At 68.6% G+C, this 23,660-nt stretch carries 25 protein-coding genes; 19 read left to right on the top strand and 6 right to left on the bottom strand.

What is annotated here, in order from left to right; genetic code table 11:
- Positions 1 to 45 precede the first annotated feature (45 nt).
- Positions 46 to 945 (bottom strand): LysR family transcriptional regulator, encoded by a 900-nt coding sequence (locus tag JI745_RS16040; protein ID WP_201808862.1) that lies wholly within the window; start codon positions 943 to 945, stop codon positions 46 to 48.
- 118 nt (positions 946 to 1,063) lie between these two features.
- Here JI745_RS16040 and JI745_RS16035 point away from each other — a divergent pair, with 118 nt between their 5' ends.
- The 13 genes from JI745_RS16035 to JI745_RS15975 all read left to right on the top strand — a co-directional run bounded on the left by JI745_RS16035 (position 1,064) and on the right by JI745_RS15975 (position 13,158).
- Positions 1,064 to 2,098, top strand: a complete 1,035-nt coding sequence (locus JI745_RS16035) for an amidohydrolase family protein (protein WP_201808860.1) — start codon at positions 1,064 to 1,066, stop codon at positions 2,096 to 2,098.
- 3 nt (positions 2,099 to 2,101) lie between these two features.
- Positions 2,102 to 2,785: a 4-carboxy-4-hydroxy-2-oxoadipate aldolase/oxaloacetate decarboxylase gene (gene ligK / locus JI745_RS16030; protein WP_201808859.1), complete on the top strand. Its 684-nt coding sequence runs from the start codon at positions 2,102 to 2,104 to the stop codon at positions 2,783 to 2,785.
- Positions 2,786 to 2,799: 14 nt separating this feature from the next.
- Entirely contained in the window at positions 2,800 to 3,741 is a 942-nt protein-coding gene (locus JI745_RS16025) for a DUF1932 domain-containing protein (protein ID WP_310738755.1), read from the top strand.
- A gap of 3 nt (positions 3,742 to 3,744) precedes the next feature.
- Complete coding sequence (locus JI745_RS16020) at positions 3,745 to 4,662, top strand: amidohydrolase family protein (protein WP_201808845.1); 918 nt, start codon at positions 3,745 to 3,747, stop codon at positions 4,660 to 4,662.
- A 28-nt stretch (positions 4,663 to 4,690) separates the two neighbouring features.
- Positions 4,691 to 6,364 (top strand): tannase/feruloyl esterase family alpha/beta hydrolase, encoded by a 1,674-nt coding sequence (locus tag JI745_RS16015; RefSeq protein ID WP_201808842.1) that lies wholly within the window; start codon positions 4,691 to 4,693, stop codon positions 6,362 to 6,364.
- A 16-nt stretch (positions 6,365 to 6,380) separates the two neighbouring features.
- Positions 6,381 to 6,815, top strand: a complete 435-nt coding sequence (gene ligA / locus JI745_RS16010; RefSeq protein ID WP_201808826.1) for a protocatechuate 4,5-dioxygenase subunit alpha — start codon at positions 6,381 to 6,383, stop codon at positions 6,813 to 6,815.
- 6 nt (positions 6,816 to 6,821) lie between these two features.
- A complete protein-coding gene (locus JI745_RS16005; RefSeq protein ID WP_201808816.1) occupies positions 6,822 to 7,667 on the top strand; it encodes a class III extradiol dioxygenase subunit beta in 846 nt (281 codons plus the stop codon).
- The gene (locus JI745_RS16000; protein WP_201808803.1) at positions 7,664 to 8,614 is read left to right on the top strand and encodes a Gfo/Idh/MocA family oxidoreductase; all 951 of its coding nucleotides are present in this window, start codon (positions 7,664 to 7,666) and stop codon (positions 8,612 to 8,614) included. The genes JI745_RS16005 and JI745_RS16000 overlap by 4 nt, the downstream gene beginning before the upstream one ends.
- Positions 8,614 to 9,609 (top strand): aldo/keto reductase, encoded by a 996-nt coding sequence (locus tag JI745_RS15995; protein ID WP_201812594.1) that lies wholly within the window; start codon positions 8,614 to 8,616, stop codon positions 9,607 to 9,609. Before JI745_RS16000 ends, JI745_RS15995 begins: the two co-directional genes overlap by 1 nt.
- Positions 9,606 to 10,319, top strand: a complete 714-nt coding sequence (locus JI745_RS15990; RefSeq protein ID WP_201808801.1) for an alpha/beta fold hydrolase — start codon at positions 9,606 to 9,608, stop codon at positions 10,317 to 10,319. The genes JI745_RS15995 and JI745_RS15990 overlap by 4 nt, the downstream gene beginning before the upstream one ends.
- A 51-nt stretch (positions 10,320 to 10,370) precedes the next feature.
- Positions 10,371 to 11,243, top strand: coding sequence for a septal ring lytic transglycosylase RlpA family protein (locus JI745_RS15985; RefSeq protein WP_201808799.1), 873 nt, complete (start codon positions 10,371 to 10,373; stop codon positions 11,241 to 11,243).
- A 261-nt stretch (positions 11,244 to 11,504) separates the two neighbouring features.
- Entirely contained in the window at positions 11,505 to 12,362 is an 858-nt protein-coding gene (locus JI745_RS15980) for a hypothetical protein (protein ID WP_201808797.1), read from the top strand.
- A 37-nt stretch (positions 12,363 to 12,399) separates the two neighbouring features.
- A complete protein-coding gene (locus JI745_RS15975) occupies positions 12,400 to 13,158 on the top strand; it encodes a lipase secretion chaperone (protein WP_201808795.1) in 759 nt (252 codons plus the stop codon).
- A gap of 16 nt (positions 13,159 to 13,174) precedes the next feature.
- On the opposite strand, the gene JI745_RS15970 is transcribed toward JI745_RS15975, so the two are convergent.
- The 3 genes from JI745_RS15970 to JI745_RS15960 are packed head-to-tail and all read right to left on the bottom strand — an operon-like array spanning position 13,175 to position 16,285.
- The gene (locus JI745_RS15970) at positions 13,175 to 13,936 is read right to left on the bottom strand and encodes an SDR family oxidoreductase (protein ID WP_201808793.1); all 762 of its coding nucleotides are present in this window, start codon (positions 13,934 to 13,936) and stop codon (positions 13,175 to 13,177) included.
- The gene (locus tag JI745_RS15965) at positions 13,923 to 14,951 is read right to left on the bottom strand and encodes an FHA domain-containing protein (RefSeq protein WP_201808791.1); all 1,029 of its coding nucleotides are present in this window, start codon (positions 14,949 to 14,951) and stop codon (positions 13,923 to 13,925) included. The genes JI745_RS15970 and JI745_RS15965 overlap by 14 nt, the downstream gene beginning before the upstream one ends.
- Complete coding sequence (locus JI745_RS15960) at positions 14,939 to 16,285, bottom strand: serine protease (protein ID WP_201808789.1); 1,347 nt, start codon at positions 16,283 to 16,285, stop codon at positions 14,939 to 14,941. Before JI745_RS15960 ends, JI745_RS15965 begins: the two co-directional genes overlap by 13 nt.
- Positions 16,286 to 16,354: 69 nt before the next feature.
- Here JI745_RS15960 and JI745_RS15955 point away from each other — a divergent pair, with 69 nt between their 5' ends.
- Genes JI745_RS15955 through JI745_RS15945 form a run of 3 tightly spaced genes read left to right on the top strand, consistent with a single transcriptional unit; the run spans position 16,355 to position 18,989 of the window.
- Positions 16,355 to 17,380, top strand: a complete 1,026-nt coding sequence (locus JI745_RS15955) for an ABC transporter substrate-binding protein (RefSeq protein ID WP_201808787.1) — start codon at positions 16,355 to 16,357, stop codon at positions 17,378 to 17,380.
- Complete coding sequence (locus tag JI745_RS15950) at positions 17,377 to 18,180, top strand: ABC transporter ATP-binding protein (protein ID WP_201808779.1); 804 nt, start codon at positions 17,377 to 17,379, stop codon at positions 18,178 to 18,180. The genes JI745_RS15955 and JI745_RS15950 overlap by 4 nt, the downstream gene beginning before the upstream one ends.
- The gene (locus JI745_RS15945) at positions 18,177 to 18,989 is read left to right on the top strand and encodes an ABC transporter permease (RefSeq protein ID WP_201808778.1); all 813 of its coding nucleotides are present in this window, start codon (positions 18,177 to 18,179) and stop codon (positions 18,987 to 18,989) included. Before JI745_RS15950 ends, JI745_RS15945 begins: the two co-directional genes overlap by 4 nt.
- On the opposite strand, the gene JI745_RS15940 is transcribed toward JI745_RS15945, so the two are convergent.
- Complete coding sequence (locus JI745_RS15940) at positions 18,990 to 19,460, bottom strand: DUF3237 domain-containing protein (protein ID WP_201808776.1); 471 nt, start codon at positions 19,458 to 19,460, stop codon at positions 18,990 to 18,992.
- A 148-nt stretch (positions 19,461 to 19,608) separates the two neighbouring features.
- On the opposite strand from JI745_RS15940, the gene JI745_RS15935 reads away from it, so the two are divergent.
- From JI745_RS15935 to JI745_RS15925, 3 genes are all read left to right on the top strand, one after another.
- Complete coding sequence (locus tag JI745_RS15935) at positions 19,609 to 20,592, top strand: tripartite tricarboxylate transporter substrate binding protein (RefSeq protein ID WP_236675015.1); 984 nt, start codon at positions 19,609 to 19,611, stop codon at positions 20,590 to 20,592.
- Between the two features lie 134 nt (positions 20,593 to 20,726).
- Positions 20,727 to 21,194, top strand: coding sequence for a hypothetical protein (locus JI745_RS15930; RefSeq protein ID WP_236675014.1), 468 nt, complete (start codon positions 20,727 to 20,729; stop codon positions 21,192 to 21,194).
- On the top strand, positions 21,191 to 22,111 hold the full coding sequence (locus JI745_RS15925; RefSeq protein ID WP_236675013.1) for a DUF2145 domain-containing protein: 921 nt from the start codon (positions 21,191 to 21,193) through the stop codon (positions 22,109 to 22,111). Before JI745_RS15930 ends, JI745_RS15925 begins: the two co-directional genes overlap by 4 nt.
- A gap of 1 nt (position 22,112) precedes the next feature.
- On the opposite strand, the gene JI745_RS15920 is transcribed toward JI745_RS15925, so the two are convergent.
- Entirely contained in the window at positions 22,113 to 23,633 is a 1,521-nt protein-coding gene (locus JI745_RS15920; RefSeq protein ID WP_201808772.1) for a CoA-acylating methylmalonate-semialdehyde dehydrogenase, read from the bottom strand.
- Between the last annotated feature and the right edge of the window lie 27 nt (positions 23,634 to 23,660).

The following is a 23,660-nucleotide window of genomic DNA, read 5'->3' as shown; positions in this document are numbered from 1 at the left end:
GGCGACAGTACTACGCCACTGTCAGCTTTGACAGGAACGTGGGCATCAAGTCCACAGCTTGAGGAGGAGTTCTTTCACGAGATCGATCGACTGGTCGATCAGCGGGCCGCGGTGGCGCTGCGCCGAGGTGGCGATCCACAACGTGGTGGTCATCTTCGGCCGGCGGATGGGCCTGACGGCAAAGCGGTTTTCCTGGCCGCTGGAGCGGATGGCGTTGAGCGCCAGCACCGCGTGCGCCTGGCCTTGCTGCACCAGGTCGAGGATGGCGGGGATGCTTTCCACCTCCAGGGAAACCCTTGCCTTGCGGCCTTCGTTGGCCAGGGCCGTCTCGAGCAGCATGCGAATGGAGTGCGGCAGGCTCGGGATCACGAGCTCGTGCTCGGCCACTTCGGCCAGCGTGACGGGCGGGCCGATCAGCTTGCCGCCCTTCTGCCGGGCCGACACCAGGTAGAGCTGCTCGTCGAGCACCGGCACCAGGTCGATGGCGGCGGAAGGCGCCACGTTGTAGACCACGGCGCAGTCCACACGACCGATCGCCAGCCATTCCAGCACGTAGGTCGACAGGCCTTCCACCACGCTCAGCGTGGCCTTGGGAAAACGGGCGCGGAAGGAGGCGACGAGCGGCGTGGTCAGCGTGCGGCTCACGCTGGGCGGCAGGGCCAGCACCAGGCGGCCGGTGGCGGCGCCGCGGTGGTCTTCCATGTCGAGCCGGGCGCGTTCGACCTGCTGCAGGATGCCGCGGCCATGGGCCAAGAGGCGGGTGCCGGCTTCGGTGAGCGTGACGCCCCGGCCGTTGCGTTCGAAGAGGGATTGGCGCAGCTCGACTTCGAGCGCGCGCACCTGGCGGCTGAGGGCCGGCTGGGCGATCGACAGGAAGCTCGCCGCACGGGTGAAGCTGCCGAGTTCGGCCACGTGCACGAAGTATTCGAGCTGCTTCAAGTCCATGGCGTCCAGTATGCCGGATGGGCATAGCTGCTATGTGGGCTATCTCGTTGCTGCATGAGAAGTGCTGCGCAAGAATCGTTTGCAGATCGCCCCCACTGCGCTTGCATGCGCCTTCGACATGAGCCTCATCATCGACATCCACGGCCACTACACCACCGCCCCGAAGGCGCTGGAGAACTGGCGCAACCGGCAGATCGCGAACCTGAACGACAAGGCCAACCTGCCCAAGGCATCGGAGCTGTCGATCAGCGACGACGAGCTGCGCGAGACCATCGTCTCCAACCAGCTCAAGAAGATGCAGGAGCGCGGCAGCGACCTCACCATCTTCTCGCCGCGCGCGAGCTTCATGGCCCACCACATCGGCGACTTCGAGGTCTCCTCCACCTGGGCCGCGATCTGCAACGAGCTCTGCTACCGCGTGGCGCAGCTCTTCCCCGACAACTTCATCCCCGCGGCGATGCTGCCGCAGTCGCCGGGCGTCGACCCGAAGACCTGCATCCCCGAGCTGGAGAAGTGCGTCACGCAATACGGCAACGTGGCGATCAACCTCAACCCCGATCCCTCGGGCGGGCACTGGACCTCGCCGCCACTGACCGACAAGGCCTGGTACCCCATCTACGAAAAGATGGTGGAGCACCGCATCCCCGCGATGATCCACGTGAGCACGAGCTGCAACGCGTGCTTCCACACCACCGGCGCGCACTACATCAACGCCGACACGACGGCCGTGATGCAGTTGATCCAGGGTGACCTGTTCAAGGACTTCCCGGAGCTCAAGTTCATCGTGCCGCACGGCGGCGGTGCCGCGCCCTACCACTGGGGCCGCTACCGCGGGCTGGCACAAGAGCTGAAGAAGCCGCTCTTGAAGGACCACCTGCTCCACAACCTCTTCTTCGACACCTGCGTCTACCACCAGCCGGGCATCGACCTGCTGACCACCGTGATCCCGGTCGACAACATCCTCTTCGCGAGCGAAATGATCGGCGCGGTGCGCGGCATCGACCCGGAGACCGGCCACTACTACGACGACACCAAGCGCTACATCGAGGCCTCGAAGGTCCTCTCGGCCGAAGACAAGCACAAGGTCTACGAGGCCAACGCGCGCCGCGTCTACCCGCGCCTCGACGCGGCACTCAAGAAGAAGGGGAAGTAAGCCATGTACGAACTGGGCGTCGTCTACCGCAACATCGAGCGCACCAACAGCGCTGTCGCCGACAAGCTGGCTTCGCTCGGCAGTGCGACCGTGCACGAAGCGATGGGCCGGGTCGGCCTGTTGAAGCCCTACATGCGGCCGATCTACGCGGGCGCGCAGGTCTCGGGCACGGCGGTCACCGTGCTGCTGCATCCGGGGGACAACTGGATGATGCATGTCGTGGCCGAGCAAATCAGGCCGGGCGACATCGTCGTGGCGGCGATCACCGCCGAATGCACCGACGGCTACTTCGGCGACCTGCTGGCCACCTCGTTCCAGGCGCGTGGCGCACGGGCGCTGATCATCGACGCCGGCGTGCGCGACGTGAAGACGCTCACCGAGATGAAATTCCCGGTGTGGAGCAAGGCGATCAGCAGCAAGGGCACGATCAAGGCGACGCTCGGCTCGGTCAACATCCCCGTGGTGTGTGCCGGCATGCTGGTCACGCCCGGCGACGTGATCGTGGCCGACGACGACGGCGTGGTCTGCGTGCCGCGCGGCATCGCGGCCAAGACGCTGGAAGCGGCGGTCGCGCGTGAGGCCAACGAAGGCGAGAAGCGCAACAAGCTGGCCTCGGGCGTGCTGGGCCTGGACATGTACAAGATGCGTGAGCCGCTGGAAAAAGCTGGCTTGAAGTACATCGATTGACGCCGACCCGTTCGGTGACGAAGGAGCGCTCCATGAACACCGATCCCAAGCAGTGGCACATCGGCCTCGTCGGTTATGGCGAGGTCGGCCGCATCCTGGCCGAAGACCTGCGCAAGCAGGGCGTGAAGGTCAGTGCGCATGACCTCAAGCTGAAGAGCGAAGCCGGCTCTCCCTTGCGTCAGCATGCCGCTGTCCACGGCGTGACGCTGCACGAGTCACACGCCGAGCTGGCCGAGCACGCCGACTTCATCATCAGCGCCGTCACCGCCAGCCAGGCCGTGCCGGTGGCCGAAGCCTGCGCGCCGAGCATCCGCCCGAGCGCCTTCTTCCTCGACTTCAACTCCGCCTCGCCCGGCGCCAAGATCCGCGCGGCCGACATCGTCAACCGCAATGGCGGGCGGTATGTCGAAGGCGCGGTGATGACGTCGATCCCGCCCTATCGCATCAAGGTGCCGCTGCTGCTGGGCGGGCCGGATGCGAACGCGCTGATGCCGCTCCTCAACACGCTCGGCTTCGACAGCAAGGTCACGAGCGAAAAGCTCGGCGTGGCTTCGGCCACCAAGATGTGCCGCAGCATCATGATCAAGGGCCTGGAGGCGATGGTGATCGAAAGCTTCACCACCGCCCGCGCCTACGGTGTGGAAGACGCGGTGATCGCCTCGCTCTACGAGACCTTCCCCGGCGTCGACTGGGAGAAGCAAGGCGCCTATTTCTTCCAGCGCGTGATCGAGCACGGCCGCCGCCGCAGCGAAGAGGTGCGCGAGGTGGCGCAGACCGTGCGCGAGATCGGCCTCGAGCCCTGGTCTGCGAGCGGCACCGCCGAGCGCCAGGCCTGGGTCGCCGACCTTGCCGACGCCGGGCTCTTCGGGCCGAAGGGCACCCAGGCGTTCGCCCGCAGCGCCGACTGGCGCACCGAAGCCGACCGCCTGCTCGCCCAATTCAAACCGATCGACTGAACCATGACCTTTGAGAAGACCCCCGGCTGGCTCGACTGGTACGCCGGCCCGAGCCAACCCGCCTTCAGACTGCCCGCGGGCAGCGTCGACGCGCACTGCCACGTGTTCGGCCCTGGCGCCGAGTTTCCCTACGCCCCCGAGCGCAAGTACACGCCTTGCGATGCATCAAAGCACCAGCTCTACGCCCTGCGCGACCATCTGGGCTTCGACCGCAACGTGGTCGTGCAGGCCACCTGCCACGGGGCCGACAACCGCGCGATGGTCGATGCGCTCATCCATTCGAAAGGCAAGGCACGCGGCGTGGCCACGGTCAAGCGCTCGGTGACCGATGACGAGCTGAAGGCGATGAACGAAGCCGGCGTGCGCGGCGTGCGCTTCAACTTCGTCAAGCGCCTGGTCGACTTCACGCCGAAAGATGAGCTGATGGAGATCGCCGCGCGCATCGCCCCGCTGGGCTGGCACGTGGTGATCTATTTCGAGGCGGTGGACCTGCCGGAGCTGTGGGACTTCTTCACCGCGCTGCCCACCACCGTGGTGGTCGACCACATGGGCCGGCCCGACGTGACCAAGCCGGTCGACGGGCCGGAGTTCGAGCTCTTCGTGAAGTTCATGCGCGAGTACCCCAACGTGTGGAGCAAGGTCAGCTGCCCCGAGCGCCTGAGCGTCTCGGGCCCGCCCGCGTTGAACGGTGAACGCAACGCGTACCGCGACGTGATCCCGTTCGCGAAGCGCATCGTCGAGACCTTCCCCGACCGTGTGCTGTGGGGCACCGACTGGCCGCACCCGAACCTGAAGAACCACATGCCCGACGACGGCCTGCTGGTCGATTTCATCCCCCACATCGCGACGACGGCCGAGCTGCAGAAGAAGCTGCTGGTCGACAACCCGATGCGGCTCTACTGGCCCGAAGAGGCCCGCTGACCCATCGCACCGGCGAAGGAGACACGCCATGATCCGCTCGATCCTCTGCATGGGCCTCGCGGCCTCGCTCGCCGGCTGCGCCTCCACCGGCGTGCTGACGAGCGCCGACCCCAAGACGGGCTGCACCTCGCTCACCGGCAGCACCATCGGCGCCGACCGCATCGGCCTGCCGAGCGGCGTGGCGCGCGTCACCTCGGCCACCTGGGTCGCGGCCAGCAAGATCGCGGTGGCCGAACGCGGCCCCACGCCCTCGGCCACCATCACACCCGCCAACCCCGAGCACTGCAAAGTGCTCGGCAGCATCGCCCCGCTGGACCCGGCCGCCCCCGCCATCAACTTCCAGCTCAACCTGCCGGCCCATTGGAACGGCCGCTCGGTGCAGTACGGCGGCGGCGGCTTCAACGGCACGCTGATCACCGGGCTCGCCCTGCTGCCGGCCGCACGCTTCGACGAGCCGGCGCCGCTGGCGCGCGGCTACGCCACCTACGGCACCGACTCCGGCCACCAGAACCAGCCGGGCCAGCCGCCGCAGGTATTTGCGCTGAACGACGAGGCGCTCGTCAACTTCGCGCACGCGTCGTACAAGAAGGTGCGCGACGTGGCCGTGGCGCTGATGCAGGCGGCCTACGGGCGAGGCCCGAGCCGGCTCTACTTCGTCGGCAGCTCCGAAGGCGGCCGCGAGGGCCTGACCATGGCGCAGCGCTACCCCGAGGCCTTCGACGGGATCTTCAGCCGCGTGCCGGTGATCCACTGGACGGGCCTGCAGCACGCCGGCCTGCGCGACGGCCTGGCCACCATGGGCGAAGGCTGGATCCGCCCGCCGCAGGTGAAGCTGGTGCACGAGGCGGTGCTCGCCGCCTGCGATGCGCTCGACGGCCTGGCTGATGGCCTGGTGAGCGACCCGATCGCCTGCAAGGCGCGCTTCAACGTGGAGGCGCTGCGTTGCACGGGTGCGCCGGCCGACACCTGCCTCTCACCCGCGCAGGTGCAATCGGTGAAGGTGCTGCACTCGCCGCTGCGCTTCGACTTCGACCTCGCCCACGGCCTGCGCGAGTACCCGGGCCGCGGCCCGAGCGGCGAAGGCCTCGTCTCCTATGGCCCGACCGGCGGCTGGACGGCCTGGTGGCTGGGCAGCACCCCACCCTCGCTGCCGCCCCAGCAGAGCAACAGCATCGCCTGGTACTACGGCGCGGGCGCCATCCAGTACTTCTATGCGCGCGACCCGGCCTACGACCTGCTGAAGTACAAGGCCGCCGACCATGAGAAGCGCATCCGCGAGGTCTCGGCGCTGATGGACGCGACCAACCCCGACCTCAGCGCCTTCCGCGCGCGCGGCGGCAAGCTCATCGTGCTGGAGAACATGGCCGACTACGCGCAGAGCCCGTATGTCGGCATCGGCTACCACCAGGCGGTGGTGCAGACGATGGGCCAGGCGGCGGTCGACGGCTTCTTCCACCTCTACACCGCGCCCAACGTCGACCACGTCGGCACCGGCGGCCCGGCCAACGTCGACATGCTGGATGCGCTCACCGATTGGGTGGAGCGCGGCCAGGCGCCGGCCAAGCTGCAGCTGGTGGAGCAGAGCGCGAAGCCGCCTTTCACCGTGTCGCGCGCCCGGCCGTTGTGCCGCTGGCCGCTCGTGCCCCGCTACCGCGGCAGCGGCGACGTCAACGCCGCCGCCAGCTTCGAATGCCGCCCCTGATCACAGGACCTCTCCCATGTCTCTCGACAAACCCTACCTCGACATCCCCGGCACCACGATCTTCGATGCCGAACAGTCCCGCAAGGGCTTCCACCTCAACCAGTTCTGCATGTCGCTGATGAAGGCCGCGAACCGCGAGCGCTTCAAGGCCAACGAGCGTGCCTACCTCGACGAGTGGCCGATGAGCGAAGAGCAGAAACAGGCCGTGCTCGCGCGCGACCTCAACCGCTGCATTGCGCTGGGCGGCAACATCTACTTCCTCGCCAAGATCGGCGCGACCGACGGGCGCAGCTTCCAGCAGATGGCGGGCAGCATGACCGGCATGTCCGAAGAGGAGTACCGCAACATGATGATTGCCGGCGGCCGCTCGGCCGAAGGCAACCGCAAGCTCGGCGAAGACGGCGACGCCCAACCCCACCGCCAGCCGCAAGGCGCTGCCGGAAAGAAATGAACTGACATGGCCCACATCACCGCATCCGTCTACACCTCGCACGTGCCGGCCATCGGCGCGGCCCTCGATCAGGGCAAGACCGGCGAGCCCTACTGGCAGCCGCTCTTCAAGGGCTACGACTTCTCCAAGCAATGGATGAAGGAGAACACGCCCGACGTCGTCTTCCTCGTCTACAACGACCACGCGACGGCCTTCAGCCTGGAGATGATCCCCACCTTCGCCATCGGCTGCGCCGACCGCTACCAGCCGGCCGACGAAGGCTACGGCGCACGGCCGGTGCCGGTGGTGGAGGGCGACGCCGAGTTCGCCTCGCACATTGCGCACTCGGTCATCCAGGACGACTTCGACCTCACCATCGTCAACAAGATGGACGTGGACCACGGCCTCACCGTGCCGCTGTCGCTGATGTTCGGACAGCCCGACAAATGGCCGTGCAAGGTCATCCCCTTCGCCGTCAACGTGGTGCAGTACCCCGTGCCCTCGGGCCAGCGTTGCTACAACCTCGGCAAGGCCATCGGCCGCGCGATCGCGAGCTACGACAAGCCGCTGAAGGTACAGATCTGGGGCACCGGCGGCATGAGCCACCAGCTGCAGGGGCCGCGTGCCGGCCTGATCAACAAGGAGTTCGACAACAAGTTCCTCGACCGCCTGGTGAGCGACCCCGAGGGCCTGGCCAAGGTGCCGCACATCGACTACGTGCGCGAGGCCGGCAGCGAAGGCATCGAACTCGTGATGTGGCTGATTGCGCGGGGCGCGATGTCGGTCAAACCGCCCAAGCAGGTGCACCGCTTCTATCACGTGCCTGCATCGAACACGGCCGTCGGCCACCTGATCCTGGAGAACCAAGCATGACCCTCAAGGTTGCACTCGCCGGCGCCGGCGCGTTCGGCATCAAACATCTGGACGCGATCAAGCAGATCGACGGCGTCGAAGTCATCTCGCTCATCAGCCGCGACCTCGGCAAGACGCAAGAGGTGGCCGACAAGTACGGCATCCGGCACGTCACCACCGACCTCGCCGACAGCCTCAAGATCAAGGAAGTCGACGCGGTCATCCTCTGCACCCCGACGCAGATGCATGCGGCCCAGACCATCGCCTGCCTGGAAGCCGGCAAGCACGTGCAGGTGGAGATCCCCCTGTGCGACGTGCTGAAGGATGGCGAGAAGGTCGTGGCAACGCAGAAGCAGACGGAGCTCGTGGCCATGTGCGGCCACACCCGCCGCTTCAACCCCAGCCACCAGTACGTGCACAAGAAGATCGTCGCGGGCGAATTCAACATCCAGCAGATGGATGTGCAGACGTATTTCTTCCGCCGCACCAACATGAATGCGCTGGGCCAGCCGCGCTCGTGGACCGACCACCTGCTGTGGCACCACGCGGCGCACACCGTCGACCTCTTCGCGTACCAGACCGGCTCGCCGATCGTGAAGGCGAACGCGATCCAGGGCCCGATCCACCCGACGCTCGGCATCGCGATGGACATGAGCATCCAGCTCAAGGCCGCCAATGGCGCGATCTGCACGCTCAGCTTGAGCTTCAACAACGACGGGCCGCTCGGCACCTTCTTCCGCTACATCGGCGACACGGCCACCTACATCGCGCGCTACGACGACCTGGTGAACGGCAAGGAAGAAAAGATCGACGTGTCGAAGGTCGATGTGTCGATGAACGGCATCGAGCTGCAGGACCGCGAGTTCTTCGCCGCCATCCGCGAGAAGCGTGAGCCCAACGCCAGCGTGGCGCAGGTGCTGCCCTGCTACCAGGTGCTGCACCAGCTCGAGCAGCAGCTCAACGCGTGATGCAACAGCGCCGGCTCGGCCCGTTCACCGTCTCGGCCCTCGGGCTGGGCTGCATGAACCTGAGCCATGCCTACGGCGCGCCGCCTTCGAGGCAGGATGCCGAGGCGCTGCTGCTGCGGGCGCTCGACCTCGGCGTCACGCTCTTCGACACCGCCGCGCTCTACGGCTTCGGCCTCAACGAGACGCTGCTCGGCGAGGTGCTGAGCCCACACCGCTCGAGGTTCACGCTCGCGAGCAAGGGCGGCCTGCACGGCGACGCCGAAGGCAAGCGGGTGGTCGACGGCCGGCCCGAGACGATCAAGTGGAGCTGCGAGCAAAGCCTGAAGCGCCTGCGCACCGAGGTCATCGACCTGTACTACCTGCACCGCTGGGACAAGCGCGTGCCCATCGAAGACAGCGTGGGCGCGATGGCCGACCTGGTGCGCGAGGGCAAGGTGCGCACGATCGGCCTGTCGGAAGTCTCGGCCGCGACGATCCGGCGTGCCCACGCGGTGCACCCGATCACCGCGGTGCAGACCGAGTACTCGCTGTGGACGCGCAACCCCGAGATCGCGGTGCTCGACGCCTGCCGCGAGATCGGCGCCGCGTTCGTCGCCTTCAGCCCGCTGGCGCGCGGCTTCCTGTGCGGCGAGCTGCGCGACGTCGCCACGCTCGGCGAGCGCGACATCCGCAAGACCATGCCGCGTTTCTCGCCCGGGAACTACGCGGCCAACCTGAAGCTGCTCGAGGGCTACAGCGCCATCGCGGCGCGGGTGGGCTGCACGCCGTCGCAACTCGCGCTCGCGTGGCTGCTGCACCGCGCGGATCACATCATCCCCATCCCCGGCACGCGCAGCGTGGCGCACCTGGAAGACGATCTCGGCGCCGACCGCGTGAGACTCGACGCGGCGGTGGTGCAGCAGCTCGAGGCACTGATCAACCGGCACACCGTCGTCGGCCCGCGCTACGACGCGCTGGCGCAGGCCGGGGTCGACACCGAGGAGTTCCCCGCATGAGCCATACGACGCCTCTGGTGCTGCTGCCCGGCCTGGTGTGCGACGGAGCCGTGTGGGCGCCGCAGATCGACGCGCTCGGCCGGCGTGTCGACGCGCACGTCGTGCACTACGGCGAACGCGACAGCCTCACCACGATGGCGCAGCACGTGCTCGACACCGCCCCGGCCCCGCGCTTCGCCCTCGCCGGCCATTCGATGGGCGGCCGTGTGGCCTTCGAGGTGTGGCGCCTCGCGCCCGAACGTGTCACGCACCTGGCGCTGCTCGACACCTCGTACCACCCGCTGGCGCAGGGCGAGGCCGGCGAGAACGAGAAGCTCGGCCGCCACACCCTGCTGGAAAAGGCCCGCCGCGAAGGCATGCGCGCGATGGCCGACGAGTGGGCGCGCGGCATGGTGCATGAAAGCCGCCTCGGCGGCCCGGTGTTCCAGGCCATCCTCGACATGTTCGAGCGCAGCTCGCCCGAGGTCTTCGCCGCGCAGATCAAGGCCCTGCTCGAGCGGCCCGACGCCGACCCGCTGCTGCCCACCATCACCTGCCCCACGCTCGTGCTCTGCGGCCGCGAAGACGCCTGGAGCACCCCGGCGCGCCACGAGCACCTGCACGCCCGCATCGCGGGCTCCCGGCTCGTGGTCGTCGAACGCTGCGGCCACATGAGCACGATGGAGCAGCCGGAAGCGGTGACCCAGGCATTCCGCGACTGGCTGGGGTGATCACACCATCGGACACACGGGTCGTGTCCAGGTTTGGGAAGATCGTGCGCCATGACCCGCCCCCTGTTGTTCCCCTGGCTCCTTGCCTGTGTGCTGGCCCTCGCCGCGTGCAGCTCGACGCCCACGCGCGACGGCCCCGAAGCCAAGCCCCCCGCCGGCCTCGACAAGACACCCGATGCGCAGCCCCGCGTCGAGCCCATCCGCACGGGCGGGCCCAACAAGCCTTATGAGGTGAATGGGCGCAGCTACACGCCCGTCGCCACCGACAGGCCGATGGTCGAGAAAGGCCTGGCCTCGTGGTACGGGCGCAAGTTCCACGGCCGGCCCACGGCCAGCGGCGAGCGCTACGACATGTATGCGATGACGGCCGCGCACAAGACCATGCCGCTGCCGAGCTACGCGCGGGTGCGCAATCCGGCCAACGGGCGCGAGGTGATCGTGCGGGTGAACGACCGCGGCCCCTTCCACGAGGGCCGCATCATCGACCTCAGCTACACCGCCGCGATGCGCCTGGGCGTGCTGAACGGCGTGGCGCCGGTGGAGGTGGAGCGGCTCACGCACGAGCAGATCCGCAGCGGCGCGTGGAAGGCGGGCGCGGCGGTGGAGCTGCCGGCCGCAGCGGCGGTCGAGGTCGCCGCCCGCCAAGACAGCAGCCCGGCCGCCGCCACCCCGCCCCGCGAGGCGCCGGCCCCCGGCTTCTGGGTGCAGCTGGGCGCCTTCCGCGAGCGCGGCGGCGCCGAGCAGCTGCAGCGCCAGGTGGCCGACGAGCTCGACTGGCTGCAGCCGCTGCTGGCGGTGTGGGGCGAGCCGCAGCTCTTCCGCGTGCAGGCGGGGCCATTCGTGTCGCGCACCGAAGCGCAGGACGCCGCCTCGCGCATCCGCGAGGCCTTCAAGCTGGTGCCGGTGATCGTCGAACGGCGCTGAAAACACGGCAAATTGCACGACCGACGAATATTCCAATTCGCCGGAGACACTCCTCTGGCCAAAAGCCTCAGCAAGCCCTCGCAAACCAAGGGCTTACCCGCGGTTCTGGGCCAGATGTGACAAGAAGTACACGAACGAAATGAAAACCCGAAAGCGAAGATTGGACCACCGTGCAACATTGACTCCACCCTGAACTGTCTCAGGGCAACAAGAGGGCGGAAGCCAGAGACGCCGTCCACACCTCAAATGGAGATCGTTGCCATGCACTCTCGTCTGATCCGCATCGCTGCCCCCCTCGTCGGTCTTGCTGCCGCCCTGCTGGGCACCACCGCCCAGGCCGCCGACTTCACGTCCTCCTATTCCGCTGGCCTCAGCACCCACAGCATCAAGGGCACCGAGCCCGCCACGGGCAAGCACCCCGTCTTCATCTACACCGTGGGCACCACGGAGAGCTATGACAACGCCCAGGCCATGGGCGCAGTGGCCGAGATGGCCGCCAAGGGCTTCGTCGCCGCCGCCGTGCAGTACGACAGCTCCGCCTTCGGCACCTGCTCGCAGATCCTGGCCAAGGCCAAGTACATCTACAACAGCGGCTCGACCTCGAGCGCCATCTCGAAGCTGTGCGCTCGCTCGACCGCCGACTGCTCCAAGGGCATCGTCGTGGCCGGCTTCAGCCAGGGCTCCATCATCGCGGTCAACGCGAAGAACTTCGACAGCCGCGTGCGCGCCGCCTACGGCATGGGCTCGCACACCTCGTACACCACCTACCTGATGAGCTCGTGCATGACGCCGGGCAACTACACGATTTCGAAGGACAACGTGCGCATCGTCAACGGCCAGAGCGACAGCTTCCCGGTCGTCAGTGTGCGCTCGTCGTCCGAGGCGGTCGCCGGCCGCAGCTGCGGCTCGCTCGCCTACGAGTGCCTGGCCAGCAACGGCAGCGGCTGGATCATGATCCGCGACAGCGCCGTCGGCGACGGCTCGGCCGACCACTGCTACCAGCGCGTCGGCGGCTGCCTCGGCCTGCAGAGCGTGACCGACAGCACCTGGCGCAATGGCAGCACCAACTGGGGCCTGAAGGCCAACCTCACCTGGCTCAACGGCTTCGTGACCCACTGAGCCCTGAGCACCCAAGAGCGAGCGAGGAGGCAAGGCCATGGCCGTCACCGTGACAGCGACCCGCACGTCGTTCAGCACGCCCTTCTGGGGCACCGTCGCCGGCATCGCGGCGGTGGCGGCGGTCGTGGCCCACCTGTCCTCCCCATCGCCCGACGCCGGGCGCGGCAGCCTGGCGGACCGGCTTGCCGCGATCGACCGCCACACGCCGGCCCTGGCCGACGTGGCCGTGCCGGAGACGGACGAGGACCGGCCCGTGTCGGGCACCTCGATCGCCCTCCGCGTGGAGCCCCGCGGTCGCCCCACCCCGGCGGTGGCGACGCCGGACCTGTCCCATGTGAAAGAGGCACGCCAGCGCTACGCGGCGGAGGTGGCCCGCATCCTCGCCGACCCGACACTCAACGAGGCCCAGCAGCAGCAACGCTTGCTGGCCCTGCGCATGAGCCTGCCGCCCGAGGTGGCGGCACAGGAATTCGGCGGCTCCGAGTTTTCGCTCGCGATGGAAAAGCTGGCGGCCGAGATGCGCGCGCGCGGCGAGAGCGATGACGAGGTGGTGTTCATGCGCCGCCAGTTCGTCGAGGTCGAAGGCGCGAAATCGGTGGTCGAGCTCGAGCGCGAGAAGCTCGAGACCGAGCGCCAGGCCTGGGCGCTGCGCCACCCGGGCTTCATCCGCGAACGCGGCCAGGTCTACGCCGCCGACCTGAGCGTGCCCGAGAAGCAGGAGCGCCTCGAGGGCCTCTTGCAGGCGCACTTCAAGCCGCACGAGCGCGAGCAGGCGCGGCAGCTCGCCGGGCTCTGACCGAGGCTCGCCTGCTTCAGCGGCCGCCGGTCACGTCGAGGATGGCGCCGGTGGTGTAGCTGGCCTCGTCGCCGAGCAGCCAGACGATGGCCTGCGCGATCTCCTCGGCCGTGCCGGGGCGCTGCATCGGGATCAGCGCCGCCGACTGGCGCGCCCGGTCGGGCAGCCCGCCCGACGCGTGGATCTCGGTGTCGATGATGCCGGGGCGCACGCCGTTCACGCGCACGCCTTCGGCGGCCACTTCCTTCGCAAGGCCCATCGTGAGCGTGTCGACCGCGCCCTTCGAGGCGGCGTAGTCGACGTACATGTTGGGCGAGCCGATGCGTGCCGCCGCCGACGAGAGGTTGACGATCGCCCCGCCGCTGCCGCCGTGTCTCGTCGACAGGCGGCGCACCGCTTCGCGCGCGCAGAGGAAGCTGCCGAGGATGTTGATGTCGAACATGCGGCGCAGGCGCGCCACGCTCATCTCGTCGACGCGGGCCGCGACGTCGATCACGCCCGCGTTGTTGACGAGGCCGTGCAGCGGCGGCAGCTCGGCGTCGACGCGGGAATACATCGCCAGCACCTGGGCCTCGTCGGCCACGTCGGCCTGCACGGCGAGGGCGCGGCCGCCGGCCTGCTGGATCGATTCGCACACCGCTTCGGCGGCCGCGGCGTCGCGGGTGTAGTTGACGGCCACCGCCCAGCCACGCGCGGCGCACAGGCGCGCGGTGGCCGCGCCGATGCCGCGGCTGCCGCCGGTCACGAGCACGGTCTGCTGCGGTTCACTCTTCAGCATCGGGTTTCCTCGCTTTGGCGTCGAGCCGCGACTGCAGGTCGGCCACGCCCTGCATGAACTCCGGCACCTCCACCGGCTTGGCCACACGCAGCGCCGGCGGGAAGAGGTGGTTCATGTAGAGCTCGCTGCCGGCCCGGTCGGTCGCCTGCAGGTTGAACCACACGCTGAGCAGCACGCCGATGGTGGCGCTGCCGAGTGCAAAGCCGAGCGTGCGGCGCGGGTGCTGCGGCTCCACCGCCTGCAGGTGGAAATAGAGCATGGCGCCGAGGATGGCGTAGGCCGGCACGAAGTTGAAGTCGGTGAGCCACGGCCACGAGAAGGCAAAGGCGAGCAGCGCGGTGCCCGCCATCAGCGCCTGCCAGGCCAGCACCGCCATCAGCATCACCCGCAGGTGCCACCCGAAGTGCCCCTGGCGGGTGAAGACCTTGGAGAGCAGCGTCCAGACGCCGCTCCAGGCGAGGCCGATGCCGAGCGCCGAGATCGCAAACGAGGCCAGCGCCTTGGTGAGCAGGTCGGGCTCGCTCTCGAGCCAGGTGTTGAAGCCGAGCACCGCGGCCGTCAGGAGCACGAGCACGGCGAGCGACAGCGCGCCCTGCGTGAGTTCGCGCGCGCCGACGAGGGCCTGCTCGGGCGCCAGCACCTGCGAGGCCAGGCGCAGGCGCAGGTGCGTACGGCCCAGCCACAGCTGCGCCGGCCGGTCCTGCGGCGCCGCCGGCAGCGGAACGGCTTCGCCGGCAGCGAGGGCGCGGCCGGTGGGGCCTTCGATCTGCACGCCGTTGACGCTGTCGCCCGCGGTCACCGCCAGCTGCCCGTTCGCATCGCGACCGATCACCAGGTGGTGGGGCGCGGTGTAGGGGTCGTCGAGTACCAGGTCGTTGTCGAGCGCACGGCCCACGCGCAGCGGCCAGGCCATCACCTTCACGCTCTGGCGCACGAAGCCGTCGCGGTCGAGCACCTCCAGCACGGCCAGTGGCGTGCCCACGCGCAGCGGCCCGGCCACGGTCATTTCACCCATGCGTAGGCCTCGATGTAGTGCTGCGCGAGCTTCATCGCGCTGGCGTAGCTCACACCCTGCGCGTCGAAGCGGCCCTGCACGCCGGCCTGCGGCTGGTCGAGCGTGGCGACGAGCACGGCCACGTCGTAGAGCTTGGGCAGCTTCTTGTAGGCCCGCACGCAGACCACGGCGCGCAGCGTGAGGCCCTTGCGGTCGACGAAGTTCTCGTGGCACTGCGGCTTGGTCTGGTGCTGCGCACGCAGGCGCTCGAAGCCTTCGTTGCGGAAGCTCGCCGCGTACTGCGAGGCAAAGCGCATCGTGCCCAGGCGCGTGCCGTCGTAGGCCTCGTGGCGCGTGGAGATGGTGCCGGTGTTGAACTCGCCGACGAAGATGCGCGTGTCCATCACGCAGTCGGAGCGCTCGAAGTCGAGGCCGCCGGTGCGCGAGGGTTCGCTGCTGCCCCAGCAGCGCATGAACCGATCGGGTGGCACCGGCACGGTGTAGCGCGGGTGCGTGGCCGGCTTCCAGCCCTGGGCGATGAAGCGCTCGGTGAGCACGTCCTGGTGGGCGGCGAGCTGCGCCGCGACGATGGGCCAGGCGTTGCCCGCCAGCGGCGGTGCGTCGCGGCCACGGGCGAGCAGCGCGCTCGCAAACGAGGCCGGCACGAGAAAGCTCACCTGCTCGCCATCGACACGCCGCGCCACGTTGATGCCGATCACGCGCCCGGCCTGGTCGAGCGCGGGGCCGCCGCTCATGCCGCCGCTCAGCGAGCCGGCAAAGAAGATCTGCGGGTAGAAGCTGCGCTCCACCAGGCCGTTGTAGTTGCCCTCGATGACCGCAAAGCCCACGTCGAGCGGGTTGCCGAGCGAGTACATGCGCTCGCCCTGCGCGAGCTTGTCGGTGTCGGGGCGGAAGCTGAGCGCGTCGTAGCCCGTGGTCTTCTTCGGGTCGCGCACCTTGAGCAGCGCCAGGTCGTGCAGCACGTCGAGCATGAGGATCTGCACCGGTGCATCGCGCCCGTCGGCGGTGACGAGCACGAGATCGTGCCGCTCGGGCTTGAGCGCGGCCTCGCTGACGACGTGGAAATTGGTGATCAGGTGGCCATCGCGGCTGACGACGAAGCCGGAGCCGACGGAGGTCTGGCTCGCCTGGCCCTTGAGCACGGTGCGGATCTGCACGAGCTGCGAACGCGCCTGCTCATACACCTTGCGCGCCGAGAGCGACACGGGGGCCGAGGCGGCGGGGTCGGCGGCAGGGGCCACCACGGGCACCGGCGGCGGCGGTGCGGCGAGCGCTGCGGCACCGGCACAGGCCAGCACCAGCAGCGCGGCCAGGCGCTGGAGTTCGACTCGCATTGCGGTGGATTCTACGGATGCACGTCTTTCCGCGCGCTTGGTACAAGTGACTCAAACGAGGAGACAGCCATGCAACGACGTACCTTCACGCTGGCCGCGCTGGCGCTGCCGGGCCTCGCCCACGCCCAGGCGGCGCAGGCGCCCGAGAAAGCCCAGCTCAGCATCGCGGTGGGCGGCAAGAACCTGCTGTACTACCTGCCGCTCACCATCGCCGAGAGCCTGGGCTACTTCAAGGCCGAAGGGCTCGACGTCACCATCGTCGACTTCGCCGGCGGCTCGCGCGCGCTGCAGGCCGTGATCGGCGGCAGCGCCGACGTGGTGTCGGGCGCCTTCGAGCACACGATCAACATGCAGGCCAAGGGCCAGAAGCTGCGCGCCTTCGTGCTGCAGGGCCGCGCACCGCAGATCGTGCTGGGCGTGAACCCGAAGACCATGCCCGGCTTCAAGGGCATCGCCGACCTGAAGGGCAAGAAGATCGGCGTCACCGCGCCGGGTTCGAGCACCAACGTGATGGTGAATTTCGTGCTGGCCAAAGCCGGCTTGAAGCCGACGGACGTGTCCATCATCGGCGTGGGGGCGGGCAACGGTGCGGTGGCGGCCATGCGCGCCGGCCAGGTCGACGCGATGTCCAACCTCGACCCGGTGATCACGCTCCTGCAACGCAGCGGCGACCTGAAGATCGTCTCCGACACCCGCGTGGTCGCCGAGGCCGAGCGGGTGTTCGGCGGGCCGATGCCGGCCGGTTGCCTGTATGCGCCGCAGGCCTTCATCGACAAGCACCCGCGCACCGTGCAGGCGCTGACGAACGCGATCGTGCGCGCCAACAAATGGATCCAGGCCGCCGGCCCGAGCGAGATCGTGAAGGCCGTGCCCGAGGGCTACCTGCTCGGCGACCGTGCCGTCTACATCGATGCCTTCCTCGCCAGCAAGAGCGCCCTCTCGCCCGACGGCACCGTGCCCGATGCGGGCGCCACCACGGCGCTGCGCGCGCTGCTCAGCGTCGACGAGAGCCTGAAGAGCGTCACCTTCGACCTCGGCGCGGTCTACACCAACGACTTCGTGAAGAAGGCCAACGCGAAATACCCCAAAGGATGAGCGCGCCGGCCCTTTCGCTCGAAGGTGTGGCCTGCACCTTCGTCTCGCGCGACGACGCCTCGCAGCGCTACACCGCAGTGAAGGACGTGTCGCTGACCGTCGGCGCCGGCGAGTTCGTCTCGGTGGTCGGGCCGACCGGCTGCGGCAAGAGCACCCTGCTCAACGTGGCCGCCGGACTGCTCGCGCCGAGCACGGGCACGGTGCGGGTGTTCGGCGAGCCGCTCGGCGGGCTCAACCGTCGCGCCGGCTACATGTTCCAGACCGAATCGCTGATGCCCTGGCGCACCGCGCGGGCCAACGTGATGGCGGGGCTCGAATTCCGCGGCGTGGCCGATGCGCAGGCGCAGGCCGACGAGTGGCTGAAGCGCGTCGGGCTCGGCGGCTTCGGCGACCGTTACCCGCACCAGCTCTCGGGCGGCATGCGCAAGCGCGTGAGCCTGGCACAGACCCTGGTGCTCGACCCCGACATCATCCTGATGGACGAGCCCTTCTCCGCGCTCGACATCCAGACGCGCCAGCTGATGGAGAACGAGGTGCTCGCGCTGTGGGCGGCCAAGAGGAAGGCGGTGCTGTTCATCACGCACGACCTCGACGAGGCGATTGCGATGAGCGACCGCGTCGTCGTGCTGAGCGCCGGCCCGGCCTCGCACCCGATCGGCGAATTCCACATCGACCTGCCGCGCCCACGCGACGTGGCCGAGGTGCGCGTGACGCCGCGCTTCGTGGAGCTGCACCAGGCCATCTGGTCGGTGCTGCGCGACGAGGTGTTGAAGGGCTACCAGCAGCAGCTCGCCGCATGAAGAGCACCCTGACCTTGCGTGCCGCGCAGCTCGCGCTGCTGGTGGCAGTGTTCGTGCTGTGGCATGTGCTCACCACGCCCGGCCTCGTGCCGCCCTTCCTCTTTGCCGACGACCGACAGGCCGCTTTCTTCTTCGGCGAGCCGCTCAAGATCTTCGGCCGCATCTGGGCCTGGTTCGTCACCAATGCCGACATCTACCAGCACCTCGGCGTGACGCTGCTGGAGACGGTGCTCGCCTTTGGCATCGGCACCGTGCTCGGCCTCGCCTGCGGCATGTGGCTCGCGCTGAGCCCGCTCGCCGCCGCCATCTGCGACCCGTACATCAAGGCGCTGAACTCGATGCCGCGGGTGATCCTCGCGCCGATCTTCGCGGTGTGGTTCGGGCTCGGCGTGGCGAGCAAGGTGGCGTTGGGTGTCACGCTCGTCTTCTTCATCGTGTTCTTCAATGTCTACCAGGGCGTGAAGGAGGTGAGCCCCATCGTGCTCGCCAACGCGCGCATGCTGGGGGCAAGCCAGCGGCAGCTGCTGCGGCATGTGTACCTGCCGAGCGCCATGAGCTGGGTCTTCAGCTCGCTGCACACGAGCGTGGGCCTGGCCTTCGTCGGCGCGGTGGTCGGCGAATACCTCGGCTCGGCGCGCGGCGTGGGCTACCTGATCCTGCAGGCCGAGGGCGCCTTCGACATCAACACGGTGATGGCGGGCATCCTGGTGCTGACCGCGTTTGCGCTGCTGCTCGACATGCTGGTCGGCCAGGTGGAGCGGCGACTGATGAAGTGGCAGCCGAAAAGCGGCGAGACCGAGAAACTCTGATCAGGTGATGCGGAAGTAGTCGAGCACCACGAGGCGCGCCTCGCGGCGACCGGAGGCAATCGCCATCGTCTTGTTGAGGTGCCACCACGCCGCCGCGCCCGTCTGGAAGCGGATCAGCGTGCGGAAGAAATACTCCTTCGGGTCGACCAATTCGCCACGCGCGAGGCGCTCCATCACCGGCGGCTCGGCGTGGCGCATGCCCACGCTCGTGACCTCGATCAGCGCACCGTCGTCGGCCCGGATCACGTAGTGGGCCGAGATGTCGAGCACGCCATCGCCGCGGTGGATCTGCCAGTCGGCCCCGCCGTCGACCAGCGTGCCGTTGAGCTCGGGGCCTCGCACCGTGCCGCCCTTGAGCGGGATGTAGCGGCGCTCGCCGTACGGGCCGCCGCCGAGCGTGACGAGCTGGTCGACCTCGCAGCGGACCTGGCACATGGGGACGAGGGCGGGCGGCGGGGCGATGTCGGTCATGCAGCGGCGTCGAGGCGGGAGGATGGCCTGACGATACGCGCGCGCCGGGGTTCGCCCGGTCATCCCAGAAGATGACGCCGCGTTGTCGTCTTCACGGATGACACACGGTCGCAACAGGCCGGCCCACACTCCGCCACCAAGGAGACCCATGACCATGCGCCACACCCGCCGTGCCCTCATCGCCGCCGCCAGCCTTGCTGCCGTGGCCCTGCCCACCCTGAGCCTGGCCCAGGCCTACCCCAGCCAGCCCGTGAAGCTGATCGTCGGCTTCCCCCCGGGCACCGCACCCGACACCGTCACCCGCCTGGTGGGCCAGAAGCTGGAAGCCGGGCTCAAGCAGTCGGTGGTGGTCGACAACCGCGCCGGTGCCGGCGGCCAGATCGCCACGCAGGCGGTCGCCAAGAGCGCGGCCGACGGCTACACGCTCCTGATCGGCGAAGTCGGCTCGATCAGCATCGCGCCGGCCGCGTTCAGCAAGCTGCCGTACGACCCGGCGAAGGAGCTGGCGGTCGTCTCGGAGATCGTGCGTTCCGACTTCGTGCTGGTCATCCCGGCCTCGTCGCCCCACAAGACGCTGGCCGATCTTCTCAAGGCCGCCAAGGCCAGCAAGGACCGCGTGAACTTCGCGACCTTCGGCGCCGGCACGCCGGGCCACTTCGGTGCCGACATCCTGGGCGACCAGGCCGGCTTCAAGGTCGAGCCCATCCACTACCGTGCCACCGGCGACGCTGTGACCGCCATTGCGAACGGCGACGTGACAGCGGCGTTCGTGTCCACGAGCTTTGCCTCGGCGCAGCTCAAGGGCGGCAAGATGCGTGCGCTGGCCACGACCGCGCCCACGCGCTCGCCCCTGCTGCCCGACGTGCCCACCTTCGCCGAGAGCGGCCTGCCCAAGATCGATTTCTCCGCCTGGTTTGCCATCTTCGCGCCCGCCGGCACGCCGGCCGCCGTGCTGGACACGCTGAACAAGCAGGCCGTGGCCGCGGTGCAGTCCTCCGACGTGAAGCAGAAGCTCAGCGAGGCCGGCTTCACCGTCACCGGCACCTCGCGAGCCGACGCCGAGAAGATGGTCAAGTCCGAAGGCCCGCGCTGGGCGGCGATCGTCAAGGCCTCCGGTTTCAAGGGCGATTGACCCTGCTCGCGTCGCACGGTTGAAACACCGTGCAACCGGTGGGCGGTGGTGTGCATACGCCACAGACTGGCAACATCGGGGCGGCGCGGCTGGACTATGCTGCGCTGTCCCTGACCCCGTTTCTGGAGCGCATGATGAAGCCCACCCGCCTTGCCACCGCCCTTGCCCTTTGCCTCGGCAGCGCCGCTCTCCCGGCGTTTGCCAGCTCGACCGCCGCGTCGTCCGCCTCCGAAGGCGTGTCGGCCTCGGTCGGCAGCGTCTCCACCTCGTTCGAGAAGTCGAGTGACGCCTCGTCGAAGAAAGACAAGACCGCCGCCGGCGACTACAAGGTGACCGACGTCGCCGCCGTGGCCGAACGCCCCGGCACCGTGCGCCTGACGCTGGCCCCTGTGGCCGCCGACGCGAAGGCCGACGACAGCTTCTACCTCTACGTGCCGGAGCAGGTCGTCGCACGCGACCCGGTGGCCGCCGGCCAGGTCATCACCGCCAAGCCGCGCGCCTATGGCGTGGAATTCGCCAAGGCCGACACCGGCCGCGCCTTCTTCCTCGTGATGCACGACGCCTGGCACCGCGAGCTGCAGTCGAACGCCGTCACGCTTTGATTTCACGCTGGGTCGCCCGCTGGCTTTTCAAGTCGGCGGTGTTGCTCGGGCTGTGCGGTGCTGCCCTTAGCGCCCACGCGGGCAGCTACCGTTTCTGCGACAAGCCGCTCGACCTCGACGCCGCACAGAAGGACCGCCTCTTCCGCCTGGGCGGCGTCATCAAGGACGCCCTGGAGCAACACGCCACCGCCGGGGTGGCGCTGATGTCGCGCTCGGGGCTGGACCTCGACCGCTTCGGGCACCGCTACTCGCACGCCGGTGTCAGCCTCAAGGCCAACACCGACACGCCCTGGGCGGTGCGCCAGCTCTACTACGCCTGCGACGAAGGGCGGCCGCGCATCTTCGACCAGGGCATCGCGGGTTTCCTGCTCGGCACCGAAGACCCGAAGGAGGGCTACGTCTCGGTGGTGTTCCTGCCCGAAGCCGCCGCGCAGCGGCTGGAGGCGGCCGCGCTCGACAAGCGCGGTGCGCTGTCGCTGCTGGCGGGCACGTACAGCGCGAATGCGTTTGCGTTCAGCGATCGCTACCAGAACTGCAACCAGTGGGTCGCCGAGCTGCTGGCGAGCGCGTGGTCCGACGCGACGATCACTTCGCGTACCGAGGCGCAGGAGTGGCTGGTGCAACGCGACTACCAGCCGAGCCACTTCGACATCCACCACCGCTGGCTGCTGTCGATTGCGATGGCCTTCGTGCCCTGGCTGCACCGCGACGATCACCCGCCGGAAGACCTCGACGCGGCAACGCTGCGCATCAGCATGCCAGTGGCGATCGAAGCCTTCGTGCGCCAGCAGGTGCCGGGCGCCACGCGCATGGAGTTCTGCCACAACGAGCGGCACATGGTGGTGCGCCGTGGGTGGGAGCCGATCGCTGAGGGTTGCATGCCCGGCGAGGGCGACACCGTGATTCTCTACGACTGAATCACTTGGAGGTGGGCATCACGAACTCGGCCCCCTTGCCGATGCTCGCCGGCCAGCGCTGCATTACGCTCTTCTGCTTGGTGTAGAAGCGCACGCCCTCTTCACCGTAGGCGTGCATGTCGCCGAAGAGGCTCTTCTTCCAGCCGCCGAAGCCGTGCCACGCCATCGGCACCGGGATGGGCACGTTGATGCCCACCATGCCGACCTGGATGCGGCGTGCGAACTCGCGCGCCACGTTGCCGTCGCTGGTGAAGCATGCGACGCCGTTGCCGAACTCGTGCTCATTGATGAGCTGCACCGCCGCCGCAAAGTCGGGCACGCGCACCACGCCGAGCACCGGGCCGAAGATCTCTTCCTTGTAGATCTTCATCTCGGGCGTCACATGGTCGAAGAGCGTGCCGCCGAGCCAGAAGCCGCCTTCATGGCCGGGCACCTTGAAGCCTCTGCCGTCGACGACGAGCTGCGCACCTTCCTTCACGCCGTGGTCGATGTAGCCGGTGATGCGGTCCAGCGCCTGCGCGGTGACGATCGGGCCCATCTCGGCGTCGAGCTCCATGCCGTTCTTGATCTTGAGCGTCTTCGCACGTGCGGCGAGCGCCGGCACCAGCTTGTCGGCCACGTCGCCCACGGCCACCGCGATGCTGATCGCCATGCAACGCTCGCCGGCCGAGCCGTAGCCGGCGCCGATCAGCGCATCGACGGCCTGGTCGAGGTCGGCATCGGGCATCACCACCATGTGGTTCTTCGCGCCGCCGAGGGCCTGCACCCGCTTGCCGTGGTGGGCGCCGGTTTCGTAGATGTATTGCGCGATCGGCGTCGAGCCGACGAAGCTCACCGCCTTCACGTCGGGGTGGGTCAGCAGGGTGTCGACGGCGAGCTTGTCACCCTGCACGACGTTGAACACCCCATCGGGCAGGCCGGCTTCCTTCAGCAGCTGCGCCATGAAGATCGAGGGCGACGGGTCACGCTCGCTCGGTTTCAGCACGAAGCAGTTGCCGGCGGCGATGGCGACCGGGAACATCCAGCACGGCACCATGCACGGGAAGTTGAACGGCGTGATGCCGGCCACCACACCGAGCGGCTGGCGCAGCGTCCAGTTGTCGATGCCGGTCGAAACTTGCTCGGTGTAGTCGCCCTTCAGCAGCTGGGGGATGCCGCAGGCGAACTCGATGATGTCGATGCCACGGCTCACCTCGCCTTGCGCATCGGTGAACACCTTGCCGTGCTCGGCGGTGATCATCGCGGCGAGCGTGTCGCGCTGCTGGTTCATCAGCTCGAGGAACTTGAACATCACCCGCGCACGCCGCAGCGGCGGGGTGTCAGCCCAGGCGGGGAAGGAGGCCTGCGCTGACGCCACGGCGGCCTTCACCTCGTCGACGCTCGCGAGGGACAGCTGCCGCGCCACCTGGCCGGTGGCCGGGTTGTAGACCGCCTGCCGCCGCCCGCTGGTGCCCGCCACGGCGACCCCGCCGATGAAATGGCCCACGTCTGTGGCGGTGGTGAAGGCTTCGGGTGCGCCCATGGCGATCTCCATTCGTGTGTTGCTGAT

The organism is Piscinibacter sp. HJYY11, from assembly GCF_016735515.1.
GTDB lineage: Bacteria > Pseudomonadota > Gammaproteobacteria > Burkholderiales > Burkholderiaceae_C > Rhizobacter.
This window is presented reverse-complemented; position numbering and strand designations above follow the sequence as displayed.

What these genes read in the sequence shown, in the direction of transcription:
- JI745_RS16040 (WP_201808862.1), bottom strand. Translation starts at nt 945, where the DNA reads ATGGACTTGAAGCAGCTCGAATACTTCGTGCACGTGGCCGAACTCGGC.
- JI745_RS16035 (WP_201808860.1), top strand. Translation starts at nt 1,064, where the DNA reads ATGAGCCTCATCATCGACATCCACGGCCACTACACCACCGCCCCGAAG.
- ligK (WP_201808859.1), top strand. Translation starts at nt 2,102, where the DNA reads ATGTACGAACTGGGCGTCGTCTACCGCAACATCGAGCGCACCAACAGC.
- JI745_RS16020 (WP_201808845.1), top strand. Translation starts at nt 3,745, where the DNA reads ATGACCTTTGAGAAGACCCCCGGCTGGCTCGACTGGTACGCCGGCCCG.
- JI745_RS16015 (WP_201808842.1), top strand. Translation starts at nt 4,691, where the DNA reads ATGATCCGCTCGATCCTCTGCATGGGCCTCGCGGCCTCGCTCGCCGGC.
- ligA (WP_201808826.1), top strand. Translation starts at nt 6,381, where the DNA reads ATGTCTCTCGACAAACCCTACCTCGACATCCCCGGCACCACGATCTTC.
- JI745_RS16005 (WP_201808816.1), top strand. Translation starts at nt 6,822, where the DNA reads ATGGCCCACATCACCGCATCCGTCTACACCTCGCACGTGCCGGCCATC.
- JI745_RS16000 (WP_201808803.1), top strand. Translation starts at nt 7,664, where the DNA reads ATGACCCTCAAGGTTGCACTCGCCGGCGCCGGCGCGTTCGGCATCAAA.
- JI745_RS15995 (WP_201812594.1), top strand. Translation starts at nt 8,614, where the DNA reads ATGCAACAGCGCCGGCTCGGCCCGTTCACCGTCTCGGCCCTCGGGCTG.
- JI745_RS15990 (WP_201808801.1), top strand. Translation starts at nt 9,606, where the DNA reads ATGAGCCATACGACGCCTCTGGTGCTGCTGCCCGGCCTGGTGTGCGAC.
- JI745_RS15985 (WP_201808799.1), top strand. Translation starts at nt 10,371, where the DNA reads ATGACCCGCCCCCTGTTGTTCCCCTGGCTCCTTGCCTGTGTGCTGGCC.
- JI745_RS15980 (WP_201808797.1), top strand. Translation starts at nt 11,505, where the DNA reads ATGCACTCTCGTCTGATCCGCATCGCTGCCCCCCTCGTCGGTCTTGCT.
- JI745_RS15975 (WP_201808795.1), top strand. Translation starts at nt 12,400, where the DNA reads ATGGCCGTCACCGTGACAGCGACCCGCACGTCGTTCAGCACGCCCTTC.
- JI745_RS15970 (WP_201808793.1), bottom strand. Translation starts at nt 13,936, where the DNA reads ATGCTGAAGAGTGAACCGCAGCAGACCGTGCTCGTGACCGGCGGCAGC.
- JI745_RS15965 (WP_201808791.1), bottom strand. Translation starts at nt 14,951, where the DNA reads ATGGGTGAAATGACCGTGGCCGGGCCGCTGCGCGTGGGCACGCCACTG.
- JI745_RS15960 (WP_201808789.1), bottom strand. Translation starts at nt 16,285, where the DNA reads ATGCGAGTCGAACTCCAGCGCCTGGCCGCGCTGCTGGTGCTGGCCTGT.
- JI745_RS15955 (WP_201808787.1), top strand. Translation starts at nt 16,355, where the DNA reads ATGCAACGACGTACCTTCACGCTGGCCGCGCTGGCGCTGCCGGGCCTC.
- JI745_RS15950 (WP_201808779.1), top strand. Translation starts at nt 17,377, where the DNA reads ATGAGCGCGCCGGCCCTTTCGCTCGAAGGTGTGGCCTGCACCTTCGTC.
- JI745_RS15945 (WP_201808778.1), top strand. Translation starts at nt 18,177, where the DNA reads ATGAAGAGCACCCTGACCTTGCGTGCCGCGCAGCTCGCGCTGCTGGTG.
- JI745_RS15940 (WP_201808776.1), bottom strand. Translation starts at nt 19,460, where the DNA reads ATGACCGACATCGCCCCGCCGCCCGCCCTCGTCCCCATGTGCCAGGTC.
- JI745_RS15935 (WP_236675015.1), top strand. Translation starts at nt 19,609, where the DNA reads ATGACCATGCGCCACACCCGCCGTGCCCTCATCGCCGCCGCCAGCCTT.
- JI745_RS15930 (WP_236675014.1), top strand. Translation starts at nt 20,727, where the DNA reads ATGAAGCCCACCCGCCTTGCCACCGCCCTTGCCCTTTGCCTCGGCAGC.
- JI745_RS15920 (WP_201808772.1), bottom strand. Translation starts at nt 23,633, where the DNA reads ATGGGCGCACCCGAAGCCTTCACCACCGCCACAGACGTGGGCCATTTC.